Raw genomic sequence first — 20329 nt, 5'->3', positions numbered from 1 at the left:
GGCCGCTCTTCCCGCGACCCGTTGACCGACATGTCGTCCGGCACACCGTCCGGGCGAGTGTGTGAATCCCGCTGACCAGGGCTGGAGGCCCGGTCGGTCAGGAAGGACATCTGTGAGCGAGACCGATCTCGTCAGCACCGAGGCTGCACCCGCCCCCAAGAAGCGCGGCGGCCTCACCGGCATGGTGCTGGCGGAGCTCCGCCAGCTGGCCGGCGAGCTGAACATCCCGGACATCGCCGGGATGCGGAAGGGCGAACTGATCGCCGCCATCAAGGAGAAGCAGGGCGCGCCGCCGAGCCGCAAGCGTTCCGCGGACGCCCAGCCCACCCTTCCCGGCACCGGTGACGAGCCCGCCGCCCCGGTGAGCACCGAGGCGCCCGCCGTCAACGGCTCCGCGCCGGCGGCCGACACCCCCGCTGCCGACGCCCCCGCTGCCGACACCGCGCCTGCCGCGGCCCCCACCCGCCGCCGCCGGGCCGCGTCCCGGCCGGCCGGCGCGCCGTCCACTGTGAACGGTGCGGCCGTTGCCGACGCCGCGCCGCAGGCCGCCACGGCCGACCCCGCGCCGGTCGCCGAGCCCGCGCCGACCGCCGACAAGGCCCCCGCGGAGGGCGGCACGGAGAAGGTCGCCGAGAAGGCGGCCCAGAACGACACCGGCCCCGAGGCCACCGACACCGCCGCGCCGCCCCGGCGCTCCCGGCAGAGCCGGCGCAACCGCGCCGAGCAGCAGTCGGAGCAGCAGCCCGAACAGGCGCAGCAGCCGGCGGAGGCCGCGAGCCCCGCTCCGGTCGCCGACCAGCGCGACGGTGGCCGTGACGGTGCCGACACGCGTTCCGACAATCGCCGTGAGGGCGGCCGCGGTGGGCGGGACCGTGACAGCAACCGCGACGGCCGCGATGGCAACCGGGACAACCGCGGCGACCGGCCGGATAACCGCGCCGATCGCGGCGACCGGGCGGACAACCGTGCCGACAACCGCGACAACCGCGGCGACCGGCCGGACAACCGTGCCGACAACCGTTCCGACTCCCGTGGCCCGCGCGACAACCGGCCCGACGACGACGGTGACGACGACGGTGATGGCCGGGGCAGGCGCGGCCGCCGGTTCCGCGACCGCCGCCGGGGCCGTGACCGCGACCGCAGCAGTGGCAGCAGCGGCGGCGGCCAGGGCAACGTCGACACCGAGGTCCGCGACGGCGACGTGCTGCTGCCGGTCGCCGGCATCGTCGACATCCTCGACAACTACGCGTTCGTCCGCACCACCGGCTACCTGTCCGGGCCCACGGACGTCTACGTGTCGCTGTCGATGGTCCGCAAGTACGGCCTGCGCCGCGGCGACGCGATCACCGGCGCCGTGCGCGAGGCCCGTGAGGGCGAGCAGTCGCGGCAGAAGTTCAACCCGCTGGTCCGCGTCGACTCCATCAACGGGCAGGACCCTGAGACGTCGAAGCAGCGGCCCGAGTTCACCAAGCTCACCCCGCTCTACCCCAACGAGCGGCTGCGCCTCGAGACCGAGCCGCACAAGCTCACCACGCGCGTGATCGACCTGGTCATGCCGGTGGGCAAGGGCCAGCGCGCGCTGATCGTGTCGCCGCCGAAGGCGGGCAAGACCACGATCATGCAGAACATCGCCAACGCGATCACCACGAACAACCCCGAATGCCACCTCATGGTCGTCCTCGTCGACGAGCGGCCGGAGGAGGTCACCGACATGCAGCGGTCGGTGAAGGGCGAGGTCATCGCGTCCACGTTCGACCGGCCGCCGACCGACCACACCACGATCGCGGAGCTGTCGATCGAGCGGGCGAAGCGCCTGGTCGAGCTGGGCCACGACGTGGTCGTGCTGCTCGACAACATCACCCGCCTCGGCCGGGCCTACAACCTGGCTGCCCCGGCGTCCGGGCGCATCCTGTCCGGTGGTGTCGACTCCACCGCGCTGTACCCGCCGAAGCGGTTCCTCGGCGCCGCGCGCAACATCGAGGACGGCGGCTCGCTGACGATCTTCGCAACCGCGCTCGTCGAGACCGGGTCAACGATGGACACGGTGATCTTCGAGGAGTTCAAGGGCACCGGCAACGCCGAGCTCAAGCTCGACCGCAAGATCGCCGACAAGCGGGTCTTCCCGGCCATCGACGTCGGCGACTCCAGCACCCGCAAGGACGAGCTGCTGATGTCGCCCGACGAGTACGGCGTGATGGTGAAGCTGCGCCGGGTCCTTTCCGCCCTGGACGACCAGCAGGCCATCGACCTGCTGCTCACCCAGCTCCGCAAGACGCGCACCAACATCGAGTTCCTGATGCAGGTCGCGAAGAGCACCCCCGGCGCCGACAACGACTGACCCCACCTCCGATCCGGGCCGCCCGCGGGAATCCGCGGGCGGTCCGGGTGGTTGAATGGGGTGTCACGCTCCGGCTCCGGTTCACCCTGCGCAACCAGGGACCCGGCGCCACTTCGAGAGGAACCAACGTGCGTTCAGGCATCCACCCCGAGTACGTCGAGACGCAGGTCACCTGCGGTTGCGGCAACTCGTTCACCACCCGCAGCACCAAGACCAGCGGCAAGATGACGGTCGAGACCTGCTCGGCGTGCCACCCGTTCTACACCGGCAAGCAGCGGATCCTCGACTCCGGCGGGCGCGTCGCCCGCTTCGAGGCGCGCTACGGCAAGCGGGCCGGCAAGAAGTAGCTTCGACGACGGCGCCCATTCCCTCGCGGATGGGCGCCGTCGGCATGTTCGGACCAGGGAAGGAGGAGGAGTCATGACATCAGCACCGGCAGTCGAGGCCGTGCTCGCCGAGCACGCCGAGCTGGAGCTGCGGCTCGCCGACCCGTCCGTGCACGCCGACCCCGCCACCGCCCGCAAGCTGGGCAGGCGCTACTCGCAGATCGGCCCGATCGTCGCGGTCGCGCGGGAGCTGGGCGCCGCGCGCGCCGACATCGCCACCGCGAGGGAGCTCGCGGCCGAGGACCCGTCGTTCGCCGCAGAGGCCGACGAGCTCGCCGCGAAGATCCCGGTGCTGGAGCGTCGGCTCGCCGACCTGCTCTCGCCGCGCGACCCGCACGACGGCTACGACGTGATCATGGAGATCAAGTCGGGGGAGGGCGGCGAGGAATCCGCCCTGTTCGCATCCGACCTCGCCCGCATGTACCTGCGCTACGCCGAGCGTCGCGGCTGGTCCACCCAGATCATCGACTCGGTGCCGTCCGACCTGGGCGGCTACAAGGACCTCACGCTCCTGGTGCGCTCGCGCGAACCGGTCGCCGACGGCGTCTGGTCGGCGCTCAAGTTCGAAGGTGGCGTGCACCGCGTGCAGCGGGTGCCGGTCACCGAGTCGCAGGGGCGCATCCACACCTCCGCGGCGGGCGTGCTCGTCTACCCCGACACCGGCGAGGACGCCGACGTCGAGATCGACGAGAACGACCTGCGCATCGACGTCTTCCGCTCCTCCGGCCACGGCGGGCAGAGCGTCAACACCACGGACTCGGCGGTCCGGATCACGCACCTGCCCACCGGCATCGTCGTGAGCTGCCAGAACGAGCGCTCGCAGCTGCAGAACCGCGCCCGTGCCATGGAGGTGCTGCGCTCGCGGCTGCAAGCGCTCGCCGAGGAGGAGGCGGCCGCGAAGGCCTCGGCCGACCGGCGTTCCCAGGTGCGCACGGTCGACCGCTCCGAGCGCATCCGCACCTACAACTTCCCGGAGAACCGCATCTCCGACCACCGGGTGGGCTACAAGTCCCACAACCTGTCGTCCGTCCTGGACGGCGACCTCGGCGGCGTGATCGACGCCCTCCAGGCGGCGGACCGCGCGGAGGCAGTGGGTTCGTGAGTCCCCGGGATGTCATGCCGACGCTCGGGGAGGGTTCTCCGTGAGCCGCAAGCCTCTACGGCTCGCGATCCTCGAGGCCGAGCGGGTGCTCGGCGGGGCCGGGATCGCCTCTCCCCGGGTGGACGCGGAGATGCTCGCGGCGCACGTCGTCGGCGTCGACCGGGGCAAGCTGATGATGCATCCCCTCGTCGACACGCCCGCCCTGGACGCGCTGCGCAAGCTCGTCGACCGCAGGGCAGCCCGCGAGCCGCTGCAGCACCTGCTCGGCACCGCGGTGCTCGGCCCGGTCGAGGTGGCGGTCGGACCCGGTGTGTTCACCCCGCGTCCGGAGACCGAGCTGCTGCTGGAGTGGGGGCTGCGAGAGATCGCCGACGTCGCGGCCCCGGTGGTGGTCGACCTCTGCACGGGAACAGGGGCGCTGGCCCTCGCCGTCGCGACGAGCCGCCCGGACGCAGTGGTACACGCCGTCGAGCTCGACTCCGACGCCCTGACCTGGGCACATCGCAACATCGCTGACCACGTCGCCCGCGGCGGTACCTCCGTCACGCTGCACGCCGCCGACGTACGCAGGCCCGACCTGCTCGTCGAGCTCGAGACCCACGTCGACCTCGTGCTCTGCAACCCGCCATACGTCCCCGACGGCACCCCGCTGCCGCCGGAGGTCACCGACTGGGACCCGCCCACGGCCGTTTACGGCGGACCGGACGGGTTGGAGATCATCCGTGCCGTCATCTCGACGTCCGCCGCCCTGCTGCGCTACGGCGGCGGGCTCGCGATCGAGCACGACGACACCCACGGCGAGGCCGTCCCCGCGTTGATGCGTCGCCGCCGGGTCCTCACGGACGTGGAGGAGCACCCCGACCTGACCGGCCGCCCCCGCTTCGCCACCGCCCGCCGCCGCCCTCTCCACCGCGCCTGACGTTCCTGTTCTCCTCTGACGCACCCCGTCGAGGGGTGGCGCGGGCCGACAACGGGTGCGTGGCCGGGGACGGTGCGTCATGCCGCCCCCAGGTCGCAGGGCTCGAAGGCCTCCGGTGGCGCCGCGCAGTGTGCGGGGCCGCCCCTCCCAGGTCAAGGGCGCTCCGCGTCGCTTCGCGATCGCTTCGCGACCCTTGACCTGCGAGCCTCTGCGACCCCTGGGGCATGCAGCGCGGGCAGGCCAGAGGCCTGCCCCTCAGGGCGCGCGGCGCCACCGGAGGCGGGTCTGGGCGGGCATGATCGAGGCTTCGGCGCGGAAAAGGGCGAAAACGACCCGGGAATGCGCCGAACTGCTGATCAAGCGTCCATCACGCACCCGTTCTCCGCCCACGCACCCGTTGTCGGCCCACACGACCCGTCGACGGGGCGCGTGGCCGGGGAACGGGTGCGTCGGCCCGCGTCATAGGCTCCGTCCGTGGCTTCCAGGTACGACTGCGCGGTCCCCGACGCGCGCACCGAGGGTCTCGCCGCGGCGGCACGGGCGGTGAAGGCCGGGCGGCTCGTGGTGCTGCCGACCGACACGGTCTACGGCATCGGCTGCGACGCGTTCAGTGCCCCGGCGGTGCGCAACCTGCTCAGCGCGAAGCAGCGCGGGCCGGACATGCCCGTCCCGGTGCTCGTCGGCTCCTGGAAGACGATCGACGGCCTCGTTCTCGGCGTGCCGAAGTCGGCAAGGGACCTGATCGAGGCGTTCTGGCCGGGTGGGTTGTCGCTGGTGCTGCCGCACGCCCCCTCGCTGAACTGGGACCTCGGCTCGACCAAGGGCACGGTGATGCTGCGGATGCCGCTGCACCCGGTGGCGCTGGAGTTGCTGCGTGACGTCGGCCCCATGGCCGTGTCCAGCGCGAACGTCTCCGGGCAGCCGCCCGCCGCGTCGGTGGCGGAGGCGGAGGAGCAGCTCGGGGAGAAGGTGGCGGTCTACCTCGACGGCGGTCCGTCCGGCGAGCCGGTGGCGTCCACCATCGTGGACCTGACCGGCGACGAGCCCCGCGTGCTCCGCGAGGGCGCGGTCACGACGGAAGCGGTGTCCGAGGTGCTGGGCCGAGAGGTCCTCCCCGCCTGAATCACAGTGGATTCAGGGGAGCGGCACGAGGTCCGCGAGGCGCTCGACCGCCGCGTCGAAGTAGCGAGAGTGGTCCTCCACGACGTTGTGGGTCTGCCCGAACACCTCGAAGCTGATCGCGCCATAGAGGCTGCTCCACGCGGCGACGACGCGCGGGGCCAGCGCGGAAGGCAGGCCGAGCCGCTCGGCGACGCCCGGAGTGAGCACGTCACCTGCGCCCGGCCCGTCCGGCTCCGCCTCGACGGTGCCGGCTGCGACCCCGTCTGCCACCACCCGGCACAGCAACACGCCCACGCGGGACGCGGGCCCGACGGTGGCCTCCGGCGCCGCGTAGCCCGGCACCGGCGAGCCGTAGACCAGCGCATACTCGTGCGGGTGCGCCAGCGCCCACTCCCGCGTGGCGCCGCAGGTGGCTCGCCAGCGCCCGCGCAGGTCGTCGCGGGCGACGGCGGCCTCGGCCTCTTCCGCGGCGGCGCCGAGCGCGTCGTACGTCTCGACGATGAGCGCGGTCAGCAGCTCGTCCCGGCTCGCGAAGTACCGGTACACGGCCGAGGAGGCCATGCCCAGCTCACGGGCGACGGCCCGCAGCGAGAGCCCGGCTGCGCCGTCGGTGGCGAGGTGGCGACGCGCGGAGTCGACGATTTCGCGGGTGAGTTCGGCGCGTACGCGCGCGCGGGCTCCGGCGGCGGTCACGCAGGGCAGTGTGGCACGAATCGAGAGCACTGGCAACGAATGAGATCATTGCTCCGGGAACGCCCGGATGGGCGTCGAGCCGCAGCGGGTACCGTTCAACCGTGAGCGAGCAGAGCACGCCCTTCTGGGGCCCGGACTTCGACGCGCTGCAGCACCAGGACCCGGAGATCGCCGGAGTGGTGCTCGACGAGCTGGCCCGGCTGCGCGGCGGACTCCAGCTGATTGCCAGCGAGAACCTCACCAGCCCCGCGGTACTGGCCGCGCTCGGCTCCACGCTGTCGAACAAGTATGCGGAGGGCTATCCCGGCCGCCGCTACTACGGCGGCTGCGAGGTCGTCGACCGCGCCGAGGAGATCGGCAACGCGCGGGCCAAGGAGCTCTTCGGGGCCGACCACGTCAACCTGCAGCCGCACTCGGGCGCATCGGCCAACTTCGCCGTCTACGCCGCGTTCACGCAGCCCGGCGACACCGTGCTCGCGATGGACCTCAAGCAGGGCGGTCACCTGACGCACGGCAGCAAGGTCAGCTTCTCCGGCAAGTGGTTCAACGCGGTGTCCTACACCGTGCGCGAGGACAGCGAGCTGATCGACTACGACCAGGTGCGCGACCTCGCGCTCGAACACCGCCCCAAGCTCATCATCGCCGGTGCGACGGCGTACCCGCGACTGATCGACTTCGCCGCGTTCCGGAAGATCGCCGACGAGGTCGGCGCCAAGCTCATGGTCGACGCGGCCCACTTCATCGGGCTGGTGGCCGGCAAGGCGATCCCGTCGCCGGTGCCGTTCGCCGACGTCGTCACCGCCACCACGCACAAGGTGCTGCGCGGCCCGCGCGGCGGCATGATCCTCGCGAAGGCGGAGCACGCCAAGGCCGTCGACAAGGCGGTGTTCCCGTTCTCGCAGGGCGGCCCGCTCATGCACTCCGTGGCGGCGAAGGCCGTCGCGATGCGCGAGGCGGCGCAGCCGGAGTACCAGGCCTACACGAGCCAGGTGATCGCCAACGCCCAGGCGCTGGCCAAGGCCCTCGAATCCGAGGGGATGCGGCCGGTCTCCGGTGGCACCGACACCCACCTCGCGCTCGTCGACCTGCGCCCGATCGGCGTCACCGGCGACCAGGCCGAAACCCGCTGCGACGCCGCGCGCATCACTCTGAACAAGAACTCCATCCCGTACGACCCGGCGCCACCGCTCAAGCCGTCCGGCCTGCGCGTCGGCTCGCCGAGCGTCACCACGCAGGGCATGACCGAGACGGACATGGCCGAGATCGGCAGCCTGCTGGGCCGCGCGGTGCGGGCCGAGCACGGCACTCCGGCAGGCGACGCGGAGCTGGCCGAGGTGGCCGACGCGGTGTCGGCGCTCGTCGCGCGCGCGCCCGCTTACCCGCGCCCCTGACCGGCACCCGGAAATCAGCGCTGCCGTGGCGGTACCCACGCTCGTCCTGCCGATCCGGGAGTTCCTGCTCGCGGGTCTGACGGCGACGGTCGTGACGTTCCTGCTGGTCGGCCCGGTGCGGGTGCTCGCGCTGCGGCTCGGGGCCGTTGCGTGGCCCCGCAAGCGCGATGTGCACGTCACGCCGACCCCGCGCTGGGGCGGGCTGGCGATGCTCGGCGGCGTGCTCGCGGGTGTCGGGATGGCCTACCAGCTTCCCGCGTTGCGGCTGGCGTTCGACAACAACGCCTCCGAGGTGGGCGGCGTGTTGCTCGCCGCCCTGCTGCTCGCGGCCGTCGGCGCGCTCGACGACCGCTACGACCTCGACGCGCTCACCAAGTTCGCGGGCCAGACCACGGCCGCCGGCATCCTGGTGATCTTCGGCGTGCAGTGGACGGTGTTCTTCGTGCCGTGGGGCGGTTCCGACTCCGGCGAGTCCGGCTCCCTGCTGATCCTCGGGCAGGAGCAGGGCGTGCTGCTGACGGTGCTGCTCACGGTGGCGCTGGTCAACGCCATGAACTTCGTCGACGGTCTGGACGGGCTCGCAGCGGGTGTCGGGATGATCGCGGCGGCCGCCGTCGGCCTCTTCACGATCGGGCTGGTGGGGCGGGTCGGCAACGACCCGTCGGTGTACTCGCCCGCCCTGATCGCCGCCGTGCTGGCGGGCGCGTGCCTCGGGTTCCTGCCGCACAACTTCAACCCGGCCCGCATCTTCATGGGCGATTCCGGCTCGATGCTGATCGGCGTGCTGCTGGCCGCCGCCACCACGAGCGCCTCGGGCAAGATCTCGATCATCGGCGCGGACGGCAAGGATGTGCTGGCGCTGTTCGCGCCGCTCATCGTGCTCGCCGCCGTGGTGTTCGTCCCGCTGCTCGACCTGCTCATGGCCGTTGTGCGGCGCACCCGCAAGGGGTTGTCGCCGTTCTCGCCGGACAAGATGCACCTGCACCACCGGCTGCTCGAGATCGGGCACAGCCAGCGACGCGCGGTGCTGCTGATCTACCTGTGGGCCGGCCTGCTGGCGTTCGGCGCGGTGGCGCTGGCGCTGATCGACGACCCGTTCATCGTGCTGTGGACGGTGGGGATCGGCCTTGTCGTGGCCGTGCTCGCCTCCGCCATCCCGAGAGTGAGGGCTCCTAGATGACCGCACCCGAACCCCAATCGAATGCACAGAAGGACGCCCCGCACGTCGCCACGGTGCTCAAGCTCGCGTCCGCGATGCAGCGCTACGCCGTGATCGTCACGGCGGTCGTCGTCGTGATCGCGCTGGTGGCGGCATTCGTGCTGCGTGGTGGGGCCGGGGTGGTCGGGGCGCTGGCCGGCGCCGTGATCGCGGGTGGCCTCGGCTGGCTGGGCACGTGGGTGATGGCGCGAACGGCGCGCGCGACGCCGGCCGGCGTGATGATCGGCGCGATGACCGCGTTCGGTCTGAAGATCCTCTTCATGCTGGTGTTCCTGCTGCTGTTCCAGGGCACCACGCTGTTCGACGGTCGCTCGTTCGCGTTCACCATCCTCGCGGTGACGGTGGCGTGGATCGTCGGCGAGGTGGTCGGTTTCGTGCGCACTCGGATACCGGCCGTAGACCTTTGAGTGATCCCGAATGGGTGAGGCGTTCGGCTGTGAGCGGGGTCTCTCTGGGATCCGTGTCACGTTCGTCCGTTCTTCTACGGCCGATAGAGCCACGTCGCCGCCGCGGGCGGCCCGAACAGCGCCGCTGACGAGCCGTCGGGGCGTCCGTCGAGGTCATCCCTGGTAAAGAGCTGCTAACCCGCCTGATATGGTCCGTCCTGATGGAGCCGGACCAGTCGAACGGCGGCGGCGCCAAGACGCCACCGCCGGGCGACGCGTGGACCGCTCTGTCCTACCTCCTGTCCGGCTTCCTGCTCTTCGGCGGGATCGGCTGGGGGTTGGACGCACTGCTGGGCACGGGTGTGTTCCTGCCGGTCGGCTTGCTGTTCGGTGGGGCTGCCTCGCTGTACTTGATCTACATCAGGTACGTTAAGTCCTGATCGTCACGATTCTGCCGTTCCGGATCACCCGGAAGGTGGAACCGGAAGGAGCATTGGGTGACCATCCCGGCCACCGCCCCCAACCCGGGCTTCAACGCCCCGGGCGTCGAGGACTTCCAGCTGCCGCCGATCTTCGGCGAGGTCACGAAGCCGGTCCTGCAGTTCGTGCTCGCCGCGATCATCGTGTACGCGTTCTTCGCCTACACCGCGCGGCGGCCGGCGCTGGTGCCGAGCAAGGCGCAGTTCCTAGGCGAGTCGTTCCACGGCATGGTGCGGAACTCGATCGCCCGCGACAACATCGGGCCGGAGTACCTCAAATACGTCCCGTACCTCACCACGCTGTTCGCCTTCATCCTGGTGAACAACCTGTTCGGGATCGTCCCGCTGATCCAGTTCCCGTCGTTCTCGCACCCGGGCGTCGCCTACGCCCTCGCGATCATGTCCTGGCTGATCTACAACGTCGTCGGGATCCGCAGGCACGGGTTCATGGGATATCTGCGGGTGTCGACCTGGCCGCCGGGCGTGCCGTGGTGGGTCCGAACCGTGCTCACGCCGATCGAGTTCCTCTCGAACATCCTGCTGCGGCCGGTCACGCTGTCGCTGCGGCTCTTCGGGAACATGTTCGCGGGCCACCTGCTGCTGCTGGTGTTCATCCTCGGCGGCGAGTACATGCTGCTGCACTCCGAGTCGATCCTGCTCGGGGTCCTGTCGCCGTTCGCGTTCGGCATGGGCATCGTCTTCACGTTCTTCGAGGCCTTCATCCAGGTGGTGCAGGCCTACGTCTTCACGATCCTCACGGCGTCGTACATCGGCACCGTGCTGGCCGACGACCACTAGGTCGTCCCACCTCCACGACTGACGGCTCCGTGGGACGTGCCCCCGGACCGGACGAAAGGAAAGTGCAATGGTTGTCGGTAACCTGAACGTCATCGGTTACGGTCTCGCCGCGATCGGCCCGGGTATCGGGGTGGGCATCGTCTTCGCCGCGTTCATCAACGGCGTCGCCCGCCAGCCGGAGGCCCGTGGCCAGCTGCAGGGCATCGCGTTCATCGGCATGGCGCTCTCCGAGGCGCTCGCGATCCTGGGCCTGGTGCTCGCGTTCGCGCTGCCCGGAGCCTGACCTACGCCGAACGCCGGGTAGGCGGAGGAGACACCCATGATCACCACCGTTCTCGCGGCCGAGGAGCTGAACCCCCTCGTCCCGCACACCGTCGAGATCATCGTCGGCACCATCGCGTTCATCCTGCTGTTCCTCGTCCTCCGCAAGACGGCGTTCCCGCAGTTCGAGAAGGTCTACGCCGAGCGCACGGACAAGATCGAGGGCGGGCTCAAGCGGGCCGAGGAGGCGCAGCAGGAGGCGGCCGAGCTCAAGCGGCAGTACGAGGAGCAGCTCGCCGGCCTGCGGGCCGAGGCCGCGCGCATCCGCGACGACGCTCGTGCCGAGGGCCAGCAGATCAAGGTCGAGCTGCGGGCCCAGGCGGAGGAAGAGGCCGCCCGGATCCGCCAGCGCGGCGAGGAGCAGCTCGCCGCTGCCCGCGAGCAGGCAGTGCGCCAGCTCCGTGGCGAGGTCGGTGGGTTGTCAGTGCAGCTGGCCGAGCGCCTGATCGGCGAGTCCCTCGCCGACGACGCTCGCCGCTCGGCCACGGTTGACGCGTTCCTCGCCGAGCTGGACAGCCTGGCCACCCGGGAGACGGCGCCGGCCGGCGGGGCGAGCTGATGGCCGAGGTCCTGCAGGCGGCCAGCCGGGAGTCGCTGGCTTCGGCCACGGCCCGGCTGGACGCCTACGCCGACTCGGCCACGGCCGCAGACCTGCGGCGGCTCGGCGACGAGCTGTTCGCGGTCACGCGCCTGCTCGACGTGGAGCGGTCGCTGCGGCGGCTGCTCGCCGACCCGTCGTCGCCGGAGGCGGCCCGCACCGCTCTGGTGGACCGGCTGTTCGGGCAGCAGCTCGCTGCGCCGACGCTCGACGTCGCGAAGGGCCTCGTGGCCGCGCGCTGGTCGCGGCTCGGTGACCTGGTCAGCGCGTTCGAGGTGCTTGCGCGGCAGGCGCTGCTCGCCGTCGCGGAGAAGGAGGGCTCGCTCGACGACGTCGAGGACGAGCTGTTCCGTTTCGGCCGGGTCCTCAACCGGGAGCACCACCTCGGCAGCCTGCTCGCCGACATCACAACGCCGGCCGACGGGCGCATCTCGCTCCTCGACGGGCTGATCGAGGGCAAGGTCTCGCCGGTCACCGCCGCGCTGCTGCGCGAGAGCGTCCGGCTCCCGCGCGACCGGCACCTCGACGTCGTGAGCGAGGAGCTGGCCGAGCTGGCGGCGGCACGCCGAGACCGGTCGGTCGCCCGCGTCGCCACCCCGGTTGCGCTCTCGCCGGAGCAGGAGCAGAAGCTCACCGACTCGCTGACGCGCCTCTACGGGCGCCCGATGTCGCTGCAGATCGAGCTGGACCCCAGCCTGCTGGGTGGTCTGGTCGTGCAGGTCGGCGGCGAGGTCATCGACGGCAGCGTGTCGAGCAAGCTCGCCGCGGCCCGCCGCTCCCTCCCCAGCTGACCACCGAACTTTACGAACAGAAGGACAGACGACAGCCATGACAGAGCTGACGATCTCCTCCGAGGAGATCCGGAGTGCGATCTCCAGCTACGTCTCGTCGCTGGAGACGGACACCTCCCGCGAGGAGGTGGGCATCGTCACCGACACCGGCGACGGCATCGCCCACGTCGAGGGCCTGCCCTCGGCGATGACCAACGAACTCCTCGAGTTCCCCGGTGGCGTGCAGGGTGTCGCGCTGAACCTGGACGTGCACGAGATCGGTGCGGTCATCCTGGGCGACTACGCCCACATCGAGGAGGGCCAGCAGGTCAAGCGCACCGGCAACATCCTCTCGGTGCCGGTCGGCGACAACTTCCTCGGCCGGGTCGTCGACCCGCTGGGCAAGCCGATCGACGGGCTCGGCGACATCGAGGCCGAGACCAACCGCGTGCTGGAGCTGCAGGCGGCGTCGGTGGTGCAGCGGCAGGAGGTCCGCGAGCCGCTGCAGACCGGCATCAAGGCCATCGACTCGATGACCCCGATCGGCCGCGGCCAGCGCCAGCTGATCATCGGTGACCGCAAGACCGGCAAGACCGCGGTCTGCGTCGACACGATCATCAACCAGAAGCAGAACTGGGCCACCGGCGACCCGAAGCAGCAGGTGCGCTGCATCTACGTCGCGATCGGGCAGAAGGGCTCCACGATCGCCGGTATCCGGCAGTCGCTGGAGGACGCGGGCGCGCTGGACTACACCACCATCGTCGCCGCCCCGGCGTCCGACCCGGCCGGCTACAAGTGGCTCGCGCCCTACACCGGCTCCGCGCTCGGGCAGCACTGGATGTACCAGGGCAAGCACGTCCTGATCGTCTTCGACGACCTGTCCAAGCAGGCCGAGGCCTACCGTGCGATCTCGCTGCTGCTGCGCCGCCCGCCGGGCCGTGAGGCCTACCCCGGCGACGTCTTCTACTTGCACTCCCGCCTGCTGGAGCGTTGCGCGAAGCTGTCCGACGAGCTGGGCGCGGGCTCGATGACCGGTCTGCCGATCATCGAGACCAAGGCCAACGACGTGTCGGCGTACATCCCGACGAACGTCATCTCCATCACCGACGGCCAGTGCTTCCTCGAGTCGGACCTGTTCAACCAGGGTGTCCGGCCGGCCATCAACGTCGGTATCTCGGTGTCCCGCGTGGGTGGTTCCGCCCAGGTCCGCGCGATGCGCTCGGTCTCCGGTTCGCTGCGCCTCGACCTGTCGCAGTACCGCGAGCTGGAGGCGTTCGCCGCGTTCGGTTCCGACCTCGACGCCGCGTCGGCCGCTGCCCTCGGGCGCGGTGCGCGCCTTGTGGAGCTGCTGAAGCAGGCGCAGTACCAGCCGTTCCCCGTCGAGGAGCAGGTCGTCTCGATCTTCCTCGGCACCCGTGGGTACCTCGACTCCGTGCCGGTGGCCGACGTGCGCCGCTTCGAGACGGACTTCCTCGACCACGTCCGGCGCAACCACGACGGGATCTTCGGGGAGATCCGGGACACCGGGAAGCTCTCCGACGAGCTCGCCGACCGGATCGCCGAGGTCGTGAAGGGCTTCAAGCAGGAGTTCACCGCGACCGACGGCTCGTCGGTGGTGCCGAAGGAGGCCGCGGCCGAGGCGCTCGACGAGGACGAGGTCGACCGCGACACGGTCAAGGTCAACAAGCCGGCTCCGGCCTCGAGCTAGTCGGCCGGGAGCTGAGGGAGTAGCGCATGGCGGCACAGATTCGCGTGCTGCGGCGGCGGATCCGGTCGACGCAGTCCATCAAGAAGATCACGCGCGCGATGGAGCTCATCGCGACCTCGCGGATCATGAAGGCGCGCGCCCGGGTCGACGCTTCGCGGCCCTACGCAGAGCAGATCACGGCCGTCCTCACCGAGCTGGCCAACAACTCGGCGCTGGACCACCCGCTGCTCGTCGAGCGCGAGCAGGCCAAGCGCGCCGCGGTCCTCGTCGTCACGAGCGACCGCGGCCAGTGCGGCGGCTACAACGTCAACGTCCTGAAGGAGGCGGAGCAGCTGCAGCAGCTGCTGCGCGAGCAGGGCAAGGACCCGGTGCTCTACGTCATCGGCCGCAAGGGCGTGGGCTACTACAAGTTCCGGCGCCGCAACGTCGAGCAGTCCTGGACGGGCTTCTCGGAGCAGCCGACCTACGCCCACGCCGCCGAGGCGGCGCGCGTCCTCGTCGATGCGTTCATGACCGGCACCGAGGACGGCGCCGAGGGTGTCGACGAGCTGCACCTCGTGTACACGCAGTTCAAGAACATGGTCACCCAGGTGCCGCAGGCGCGGCGCATGGCCCCGCTCGAGGTGGAGTACGAGGCCGACACCGTCGGCGCCCCCGGCGGCGAGATCGAGGAGCGGCGCGAAGCCGCGCAGCAGTCGGCGGGCGAGGTCAAGCCGCTCTACGAGTTCGAGCCGAACGCCGACTCGCTGTTCGACGCGCTGTTGCCCAAGTACATCGGGGCGCGGCTGTTCGCCGCGCTGCTCGAGGCCGCTGCCTCGGAGTCGGCCAACCGACAGCGGGCCATGAAGGCCGCAACCGACAACGCCAACGAGCTGATCCGTACCCTGACACTCGAGGCCAACCAGGCCCGTCAGGCCCAGATCACCCAGGAGATCAGTGAGATCGTCGGTGGCGCCGACGCTCTCGTCAGCGCAGGGAGTGAGAGCTGAGATGACCGCCACCGCAGATACCCAGACCACGACCGGCCGGGTCGTCCGCGTGACCGGCCCGGTCGTCGACGTCGAGTTCCCCCGCAACTCCGTCCCGGAGCTCTACACGGCCCTCACGGTCGACGTCGAGTTCGGCGACCTGGCCAAGACGCTCACCCTCGAGATCGCGCAGCACCTGGGCGACAACCTGGTGCGCACCATCTCGATGCAGCCCACCGACGGCCTCGTGCGTGGCCAGACGGTCACCTCCCTCGGGCGTCCGATCTCGGTGCCCGTCGGTGACCAGGTCAAGGGCCACGTGTTCAACGCGCTCGGCGCCTGCCTGGACGACCCGGAGTTCAAGCCGACTGGCGACCTGTGGGGCATCCACCGGTCCGCGCCGAGGTTCGACCAGCTCGAGGGCCGCACCGAGATGCTGGAGACCGGCATCAAGGTCATCGACCTGCTCACCCCGTACGTGCAGGGCGGCAAGATCGGCCTGTTCGGCGGCGCGGGCGTCGGCAAGACGGTGCTCATCCAGGAGATGATCACCCGTGTCGCCAAGAACTTCGGCGGCACGTCGGTGTTCGCCGGCGTCGGCGAGCGCACCCGTGAGGGCAACGACCTCATCACGGAGATGACCGAATCGGGCGTCATCAACGACACCGCACTGGTCTTCGGGCAGATGGACGAGCCGCCCGGCACGCGTATGCGGGTCGCCCTGTCGGCGCTGACGATGGCGGAATACTTCCGCGACGAGCTGAACCGGGACGTGCTGCTCTTCATCGACAACATCTTCCGGTTCACGCAGGCAGGCTCCGAGGTCTCCACGCTGCTGGGCCGCATGCCGTCGGCGGTGGGCTACCAGCCCACGCTGGCCGACGAGATGGGCGAGCTGCAGGAGCGCATCACCTCGACCCGCGGCCGCTCGATCACCTCGATGCAGGCGATCTACGTGCCGGCGGACGACTACACCGACCCCGCGCCGGCCACCACGTTCGCCCACCTCGACGCCACCACGGAGCTCTCCCGCCCGATCTCCCAGAAGGGGATCTACCCCGCGGTGGACCCGCTGACGTCGACCTCGCGGATCCTGGACCCGCAGTACGTCGGCGACGAGCACTTCCGGGTGGCCAACGAGGTCAAGCGGATCCTGCAGAAGTACAACGACCTGCAGGACATCATCGCGATCATGGGTATCGACGAGCTCTCCGAGGAGGACCGCCAGCTCGTCGGGCGGGCGCGGCGCATCGAGCGCTTCCTGTCGCAGAACCTCCTGGTCGCCGAGCAGTTCACCGGCCAGCCGGGCTCCACGGTTCCGCTCAAGGAGACCATCGAGGCGTTCGACAAGATCGCCAAGGGTGAGTTCGACGACGCCCCCGAGCAGGCGTTCTTCCTCTGCGGTGGTCTCGAGGACCTGGACAAGAACCGCAAGAAGCTCGAGGGCTGATCGTGGCGCACATGAATGTCGAGCTGGTCGCGGTCGAGCGGCGGATCTGGTCCGGTGAGGCCGACTTCGTCCTCGCCCGCACCACGGTGGGTGAGATCGGGGTACTGCCCGGTCACGAGCCCACGCTCGCGCAGCTGGAGGACACGGCCGTCGTCCGCGTGGACGGCACCGACGGCACGTCCACCACGCTGGCCGTGCACGGCGGGTTCCTGTCGATCACACCGGAGAACGTCACCGTGCTCGCGGAGTACGCCGAACTGGCCGACGAGATCGACGTCGCGCGGGCCCGCAACGCGCTCCAACGCGCCGACTCGTCGGAGCCAGAGGGAGCAGCCGCGGCGGCAAGGGCGAACGCGCGGCTCAAAGCCGCCGGCGCGGCCGAGTAGTCGAGCCGAGGCCGCGAGTGGGAGCGACGACGCTGCTCGTCAGCATCCTGCTGCTGCTCGCCTGCCTCTGCCTCGGATACCTCGCCTTTCGGAGAGTGCGACTCATGCGGGGCGGTGGCGTGGACGTCTGTCTGCGCCGCCGCCCCGCTCGCGTGTCCAGGTCCCGCGCGCAGGACGGCACCGCGGGATGGCACTTCGGGGTTGGGCGCTACCGCGGTGACGAGCTGGCCTGGTTCCGCCTCACGTCGCTGCGGCCGGGGCCCACGGTCGTCGTCGACCGCACCGAACTGGAGATCGTCGGCCGCCGCATCCCGGTGAACCCGGAGGCCTACGTCATCCCGCAGGGCGCCTCCGTGCTGCTCTGCCGCATCCACGGTGTGGAGCTGGAGCTCGCCATGGCCCCCGGTGTCCTCACCGGCTTCCTGTCCTGGGTGGAGGCCGCCCCACCCGGCCGCACCGGCTACCGCCAGGCCTCCTGATGTCGTGAGTGGATACGCGAGCTATAGCGCGCGTATCCACTCACGACCGCCGGGGGCCGCCGGGCTGCCAGAGGACGTCCCCGTCGGGGTTGGCCACCCGGCCGAGGATGAACAGCAGGTCGGAGAGGCGGTTGAGGTATTTCGCCGTGAGCGGGTTGGTGCGCTCGGCGTCAACCTCCAGCAGTGCCCACACTGAGCGTTCCGCCCGGCGCGCCACGGTGCGGGCCACGTGCAGGTACGCCGCGCCCGGCGTGCCGCCGGGCAGGATGAACGAGTCGAGCTTGGGCAGGCCCTCGTTGAACTCGTCGCACCAGCCCTCGAGCCGGGTGATGTAGCGCTCGGTGATCCGCAGTGGTGGGTACTGCGGATTCTCGACGATCGGCGCGCACAGGTCGGCGCCGACGTCGAAGAGGTCGTTCTGCACCTGCCGGAGCGGGCCGAGCAACTCCGGGGCCAGCCCGCCGACGGTGACGGCGACCCCGAGTGCCGCGTTGCACTCGTCGGTGTCGGCGTACGCCGCGAGCCGCGGATCGGTCTTGCGGACGCGGCTGAAGTCGCCGAGAGCCGTGGTGCCGTCGTCGCCGGTCCGCGTGTAGATCCTGGTCAGGTGCACCGCCATGGGCGCAGCCTATGTCGTCACGCGTTCGCCCCCGAGTCGACGAGGAGCGCGGTGCCGGTGATCGTGCGCCCGCCCGGTCCGGCGAGGTGCGCGACGGTGGCGGCGACGTCGTCCGCGGTCTGGAAGCGGCCGAGCGCCGTCGCAACGCGCTGGTTCTCGGCCGACGGCCCGTCGGCCGGGTTCAGTTCCGTGTCGGTCGAGCCTGGGTGCACGACGTTCACGGTGATGCCACGCGGCCCGAGCTCGCGAGCGAGTGCCCGGCTGAGACCGTTGAGCGCCGACTTCGTCATCGAGTAGAGCGCGATCCCGTCGTGCGGAACCCGCTCGGCGAGGTTGCTCCCGATGCTGATGATCCGCCCGCCCGCGCCGAGGTGCGGGGAGGCCGCCTGCGCGGCCACGAACGACGCGCGCACGTGGATCGCGATGGTCCGGTCCAGCTCCTCGGGGCTGACCTGCTCGAACGGGCCGTACGGGAACACGCCCGCGTTGTTGACGAGCACGTCGAGCCGGCCGAGCTCGGCGACGGTCCGGCCGACTGCCGCCCGCACGGCGACCGGGTCCGCGCTGTCGGCCTGCACGGCGATCCCGCGCCGCCCGAGCCCTTCGATCTCGCGGACCACCTTCGCGGCGCTGTCACCGGCCTCGCGGTAGGTCAGCGCCACGTCGGCACCCTCGCGGGCCAGTCGGACCGCGATGGCCGCGCCGATTCCCCGGCTGCCGCCGGTCACGAGGGCCACGCGACCTGTGAGGTCGTTCATCCCGACTTCCTTTCTGTAGCGAGCACTATGGAAGTCTGCGATCGGGAGGGCGCGGCGTCAAGAGTTATTTTGAGTGACCGCTACAGAAGGTGGCGCTCGGCCCATGCGGCGATCGCATCCCCGATCTCGACGGGCCGGTCCTCCGCGGCGTGGTGCCCTGCCTCCCCGCACGGGACGATCTCGACCGAGGCCATGTTGTCCGCGCTCCACGCGGCCGTCTCGGGGTTGATCAGCAGGGTGGGCGACCCCGCGAATGTCATGAGCAGCTTCGGCACCTCGGTGCTCTTCGCGAGCCACGCGTCGAAGGCCTCGATCCGGGCGACGATCTCGGCGGGCTCGCCGTCGATCGGCATCTGTTGGGCCCAGGCGAGAACCGGGCGCCGTGCCTGCGGGGCCGGGAACGGGCGGAGGTACTCGGCCAGCACGTCCTCCGGAACGGGAGTGCGCACGCCGCCGGTGTAGGCCATTCGGATGAGCTGGTCGGACTCCAACAGTTCCGCGCCGCGGGTGCGGACCAGCTCGGCGCGGGCCTGCGCCTGCGGGCTCAGAGTGTGGCTGTCGATCGGCTTGATGATCGCCTCGAACAGCGCGAGGCCGCGCACGCGCTCCGGGTGCCGGGCTGCCCAGTCGCAGGCGAGCGCGCCACCCCAGTCGTGGCCGACGAGCACGACGTCGTCGAGGCCGAGTGCGTCGAACCAGGCGTCGAGGTAGCGGGCGTGGTCGGCGAAGAGGTACGGGATGGCGGGCTTGCCGGACCGTCCCATCCCGATCAGGTCGGGTGCGAGCAGCCGGCCCCTGCCGATGCGGGGCATTACGGCGCGCCACATGTGCGACGAGGCCGGGTTGCCGTGGAGGAAGACGAACGTCGGGCCGGAACCGGTCTCGGTGTGGTGGATGGTCGAGTCGAGGACAGGGGTCTCGGGCATCGTGGTGTTCCTCTCTACGGGAGTGGGGCGTCGAGCAGCTCTGCGAGCTCGCGGACGAGCGCCGCCGTGCGGTCGCTGTCGCGGCCGCCGAACGGTGCGAGTAGGCGTTCGAGGAGCTCCTGGACGATCCGCATGGCCGATCGCGCGGTCTCCCGCCCCTGGTCGGTGAGGGTGAGCCGGACGGCGCGGGTGTCCTGCTCATCGCGCCGGCGCGCGATGAGGCCCTTCGCCTCGAGCGCGCGTGCCAGCTTGGAGACGTACAGCGGCTCGAGGCCGGTGTCGTCCGCCAGTTCGCGCTGGCTCGGTCGACGCCCTGCCCGCTCCAGCCCGTGGAGGGCGGCCAGCAGGACGTACTGGGCGTGGGTCAGTTCGAGCGGGGCCAGCGCGCGGTCGACCGCAACGCGCCATTTCGTCGCGAGCCGCCACACGATGGCCCCGGTGGCCGCTCCTGGAGGTCCTAATCGCACGAATTCAAGGTACATGGCGATTATGTACATGGCTACTATCTCGCAG

At 70.8% G+C, this 20329-nt stretch carries 23 protein-coding genes; 18 read left to right on the top strand and 5 right to left on the bottom strand.

The window, feature by feature from the left end:
• The first annotated feature begins 112 nt into the window (after nt 1-112).
• The 5 genes from rho (at nt 113) to K1T35_RS40875 (ending at nt 5867) form a co-directional block, all read left to right on the top strand.
• Entirely contained in the window at nt 113-2338 is a 2226-nt protein-coding gene (gene rho, locus K1T35_RS40895; protein ID WP_255621256.1) for a transcription termination factor Rho, read from the top strand.
• A 128-nt stretch (nt 2339-2466) separates the two neighbouring features.
• Nucleotides 2467-2685: a 50S ribosomal protein L31 gene (rpmE, locus tag K1T35_RS40890; RefSeq protein ID WP_075955487.1), complete on the top strand. Its 219-nt coding sequence runs from the start codon at nt 2467-2469 to the stop codon at nt 2683-2685.
• A 73-nt stretch (nt 2686-2758) separates the two neighbouring features.
• Nucleotides 2759-3826 (top strand): peptide chain release factor 1, encoded by a 1068-nt coding sequence (prfA, locus tag K1T35_RS40885; protein ID WP_220257043.1) that lies wholly within the window; start codon nt 2759-2761, stop codon nt 3824-3826.
• 40 nt (nt 3827-3866) lie between these two features.
• The gene (prmC, locus tag K1T35_RS40880) at nt 3867-4745 is read left to right on the top strand and encodes a peptide chain release factor N(5)-glutamine methyltransferase (RefSeq protein WP_220257042.1); all 879 of its coding nucleotides are present in this window, start codon (nt 3867-3869) and stop codon (nt 4743-4745) included.
• Nucleotides 4746-5219: 474 nt separating this feature from the next.
• Complete coding sequence (locus K1T35_RS40875) at nt 5220-5867, top strand: L-threonylcarbamoyladenylate synthase (RefSeq protein WP_220257041.1); 648 nt, start codon at nt 5220-5222, stop codon at nt 5865-5867.
• Between the two features lie 12 nt (nt 5868-5879).
• Here K1T35_RS40875 and K1T35_RS40870 read toward each other — a convergent pair whose 3' ends face one another.
• Nucleotides 5880-6560, bottom strand: a complete 681-nt coding sequence (locus K1T35_RS40870; protein WP_220257040.1) for a TetR/AcrR family transcriptional regulator — start codon at nt 6558-6560, stop codon at nt 5880-5882.
• Nucleotides 6561-6661: 101 nt separating this feature from the next.
• Between K1T35_RS40870 and glyA the strand changes: the two genes are divergently transcribed.
• The 13 genes from glyA to K1T35_RS40805 all read left to right on the top strand — a co-directional run bounded on the left by glyA (nt 6662) and on the right by K1T35_RS40805 (nt 17513).
• A complete protein-coding gene (glyA, locus tag K1T35_RS40865; RefSeq protein ID WP_220257039.1) occupies nt 6662-7951 on the top strand; it encodes a serine hydroxymethyltransferase in 1290 nt (429 codons plus the stop codon).
• Between the two features lie 25 nt (nt 7952-7976).
• Nucleotides 7977-9131: a glycosyltransferase family 4 protein gene (locus K1T35_RS40860; RefSeq protein ID WP_220257038.1), complete on the top strand. Its 1155-nt coding sequence runs from the start codon at nt 7977-7979 to the stop codon at nt 9129-9131.
• A complete protein-coding gene (locus K1T35_RS40855; protein WP_220257037.1) occupies nt 9128-9577 on the top strand; it encodes a hypothetical protein in 450 nt (149 codons plus the stop codon). The genes K1T35_RS40860 and K1T35_RS40855 overlap by 4 nt, the downstream gene beginning before the upstream one ends.
• Nucleotides 9578-9777: 200 nt before the next feature.
• Nucleotides 9778-9996, top strand: a complete 219-nt coding sequence (locus tag K1T35_RS40850) for an AtpZ/AtpI family protein (RefSeq protein WP_220257036.1) — start codon at nt 9778-9780, stop codon at nt 9994-9996.
• Nucleotides 9997-10053: 57 nt separating this feature from the next.
• The gene (atpB, locus tag K1T35_RS40845; RefSeq protein WP_220257035.1) at nt 10054-10833 is read left to right on the top strand and encodes a F0F1 ATP synthase subunit A; all 780 of its coding nucleotides are present in this window, start codon (nt 10054-10056) and stop codon (nt 10831-10833) included.
• Nucleotides 10834-10900: 67 nt separating this feature from the next.
• Nucleotides 10901-11116, top strand: coding sequence for an ATP synthase F0 subunit C (atpE, locus tag K1T35_RS40840; RefSeq protein WP_220257034.1), 216 nt, complete (start codon nt 10901-10903; stop codon nt 11114-11116).
• A gap of 36 nt (nt 11117-11152) precedes the next feature.
• A complete protein-coding gene (locus K1T35_RS40835; protein WP_220257033.1) occupies nt 11153-11713 on the top strand; it encodes a F0F1 ATP synthase subunit B in 561 nt (186 codons plus the stop codon).
• Nucleotides 11713-12543, top strand: coding sequence for a F0F1 ATP synthase subunit delta (locus K1T35_RS40830; protein WP_220257032.1), 831 nt, complete (start codon nt 11713-11715; stop codon nt 12541-12543). Before K1T35_RS40835 ends, K1T35_RS40830 begins: the two co-directional genes overlap by 1 nt.
• 37 nt (nt 12544-12580) lie before the next feature.
• Nucleotides 12581-14230 (top strand): F0F1 ATP synthase subunit alpha, encoded by a 1650-nt coding sequence (atpA, locus tag K1T35_RS40825; protein ID WP_220257031.1) that lies wholly within the window; start codon nt 12581-12583, stop codon nt 14228-14230.
• 26 nt (nt 14231-14256) lie between these two features.
• On the top strand, nt 14257-15219 hold the full coding sequence (locus K1T35_RS40820; RefSeq protein ID WP_220257030.1) for a F0F1 ATP synthase subunit gamma: 963 nt from the start codon (nt 14257-14259) through the stop codon (nt 15217-15219).
• A 1-nt stretch (nt 15220) separates the two neighbouring features.
• On the top strand, nt 15221-16648 hold the full coding sequence (gene atpD, locus K1T35_RS40815; protein WP_220257029.1) for a F0F1 ATP synthase subunit beta: 1428 nt from the start codon (nt 15221-15223) through the stop codon (nt 16646-16648).
• A gap of 11 nt (nt 16649-16659) precedes the next feature.
• Nucleotides 16660-17034, top strand: a complete 375-nt coding sequence (locus K1T35_RS40810; RefSeq protein ID WP_220257028.1) for a F0F1 ATP synthase subunit epsilon — start codon at nt 16660-16662, stop codon at nt 17032-17034.
• Nucleotides 17035-17051: 17 nt separating this feature from the next.
• On the top strand, nt 17052-17513 hold the full coding sequence (locus tag K1T35_RS40805; protein ID WP_220257027.1) for a DUF2550 domain-containing protein: 462 nt from the start codon (nt 17052-17054) through the stop codon (nt 17511-17513).
• Nucleotides 17514-17553: 40 nt separating this feature from the next.
• On the opposite strand, the gene K1T35_RS40800 is transcribed toward K1T35_RS40805, so the two are convergent.
• From K1T35_RS40800 to K1T35_RS40785, 4 genes are all read right to left on the bottom strand, one after another.
• Nucleotides 17554-18132: a cob(I)yrinic acid a,c-diamide adenosyltransferase gene (locus tag K1T35_RS40800; protein WP_220257026.1), complete on the bottom strand. Its 579-nt coding sequence runs from the start codon at nt 18130-18132 to the stop codon at nt 17554-17556.
• 17 nt (nt 18133-18149) lie between these two features.
• Nucleotides 18150-18890, bottom strand: coding sequence for an SDR family NAD(P)-dependent oxidoreductase (locus K1T35_RS40795; protein WP_220257025.1), 741 nt, complete (start codon nt 18888-18890; stop codon nt 18150-18152).
• An 80-nt stretch (nt 18891-18970) separates the two neighbouring features.
• Complete coding sequence (locus K1T35_RS40790; RefSeq protein ID WP_220257024.1) at nt 18971-19816, bottom strand: haloalkane dehalogenase; 846 nt, start codon at nt 19814-19816, stop codon at nt 18971-18973.
• A gap of 14 nt (nt 19817-19830) precedes the next feature.
• Nucleotides 19831-20283, bottom strand: a complete 453-nt coding sequence (locus K1T35_RS40785) for a MarR family winged helix-turn-helix transcriptional regulator (RefSeq protein ID WP_255621255.1) — start codon at nt 20281-20283, stop codon at nt 19831-19833.
• Between the last annotated feature and the right edge of the window lie 46 nt (nt 20284-20329).

The sequence above is a fragment of the Pseudonocardia sp. DSM 110487 genome, from assembly GCF_019468565.1.
Classification (GTDB): domain Bacteria; phylum Actinomycetota; class Actinomycetes; order Mycobacteriales; family Pseudonocardiaceae; genus Pseudonocardia.
The sequence above is the reverse complement of the archived record's forward strand: the minus strand, read 5'-3'. Positions and strand labels throughout refer to the sequence as shown.

Excerpts from the sequence above, each read along its gene's own strand:
- prfA (WP_220257043.1), top strand. The coding sequence starts at position 2,759 with ATGACATCAGCACCGGCAGTCGAGGCCGTGCTCGCCGAGCACGCCGAG.
- K1T35_RS40855 (WP_220257037.1), top strand. The coding sequence starts at position 9,128 with ATGACCGCACCCGAACCCCAATCGAATGCACAGAAGGACGCCCCGCAC.
- K1T35_RS40850 (WP_220257036.1), top strand. The coding sequence starts at position 9,778 with ATGGAGCCGGACCAGTCGAACGGCGGCGGCGCCAAGACGCCACCGCCG.
- atpE (WP_220257034.1), top strand. The coding sequence starts at position 10,901 with ATGGTTGTCGGTAACCTGAACGTCATCGGTTACGGTCTCGCCGCGATC.
- K1T35_RS40835 (WP_220257033.1), top strand. The coding sequence starts at position 11,153 with ATGATCACCACCGTTCTCGCGGCCGAGGAGCTGAACCCCCTCGTCCCG.
- K1T35_RS40830 (WP_220257032.1), top strand. The coding sequence starts at position 11,713 with ATGGCCGAGGTCCTGCAGGCGGCCAGCCGGGAGTCGCTGGCTTCGGCC.
- atpA (WP_220257031.1), top strand. The coding sequence starts at position 12,581 with ATGACAGAGCTGACGATCTCCTCCGAGGAGATCCGGAGTGCGATCTCC.
- K1T35_RS40820 (WP_220257030.1), top strand. The coding sequence starts at position 14,257 with ATGGCGGCACAGATTCGCGTGCTGCGGCGGCGGATCCGGTCGACGCAG.
- atpD (WP_220257029.1), top strand. The coding sequence starts at position 15,221 with ATGACCGCCACCGCAGATACCCAGACCACGACCGGCCGGGTCGTCCGC.
- K1T35_RS40810 (WP_220257028.1), top strand. The coding sequence starts at position 16,660 with ATGAATGTCGAGCTGGTCGCGGTCGAGCGGCGGATCTGGTCCGGTGAG.
- K1T35_RS40800 (WP_220257026.1), bottom strand. The coding sequence starts at position 18,132 with ATGGCGGTGCACCTGACCAGGATCTACACGCGGACCGGCGACGACGGC.
- K1T35_RS40795 (WP_220257025.1), bottom strand. The coding sequence starts at position 18,890 with ATGAACGACCTCACAGGTCGCGTGGCCCTCGTGACCGGCGGCAGCCGG.
- K1T35_RS40790 (WP_220257024.1), bottom strand. The coding sequence starts at position 19,816 with ATGCCCGAGACCCCTGTCCTCGACTCGACCATCCACCACACCGAGACC.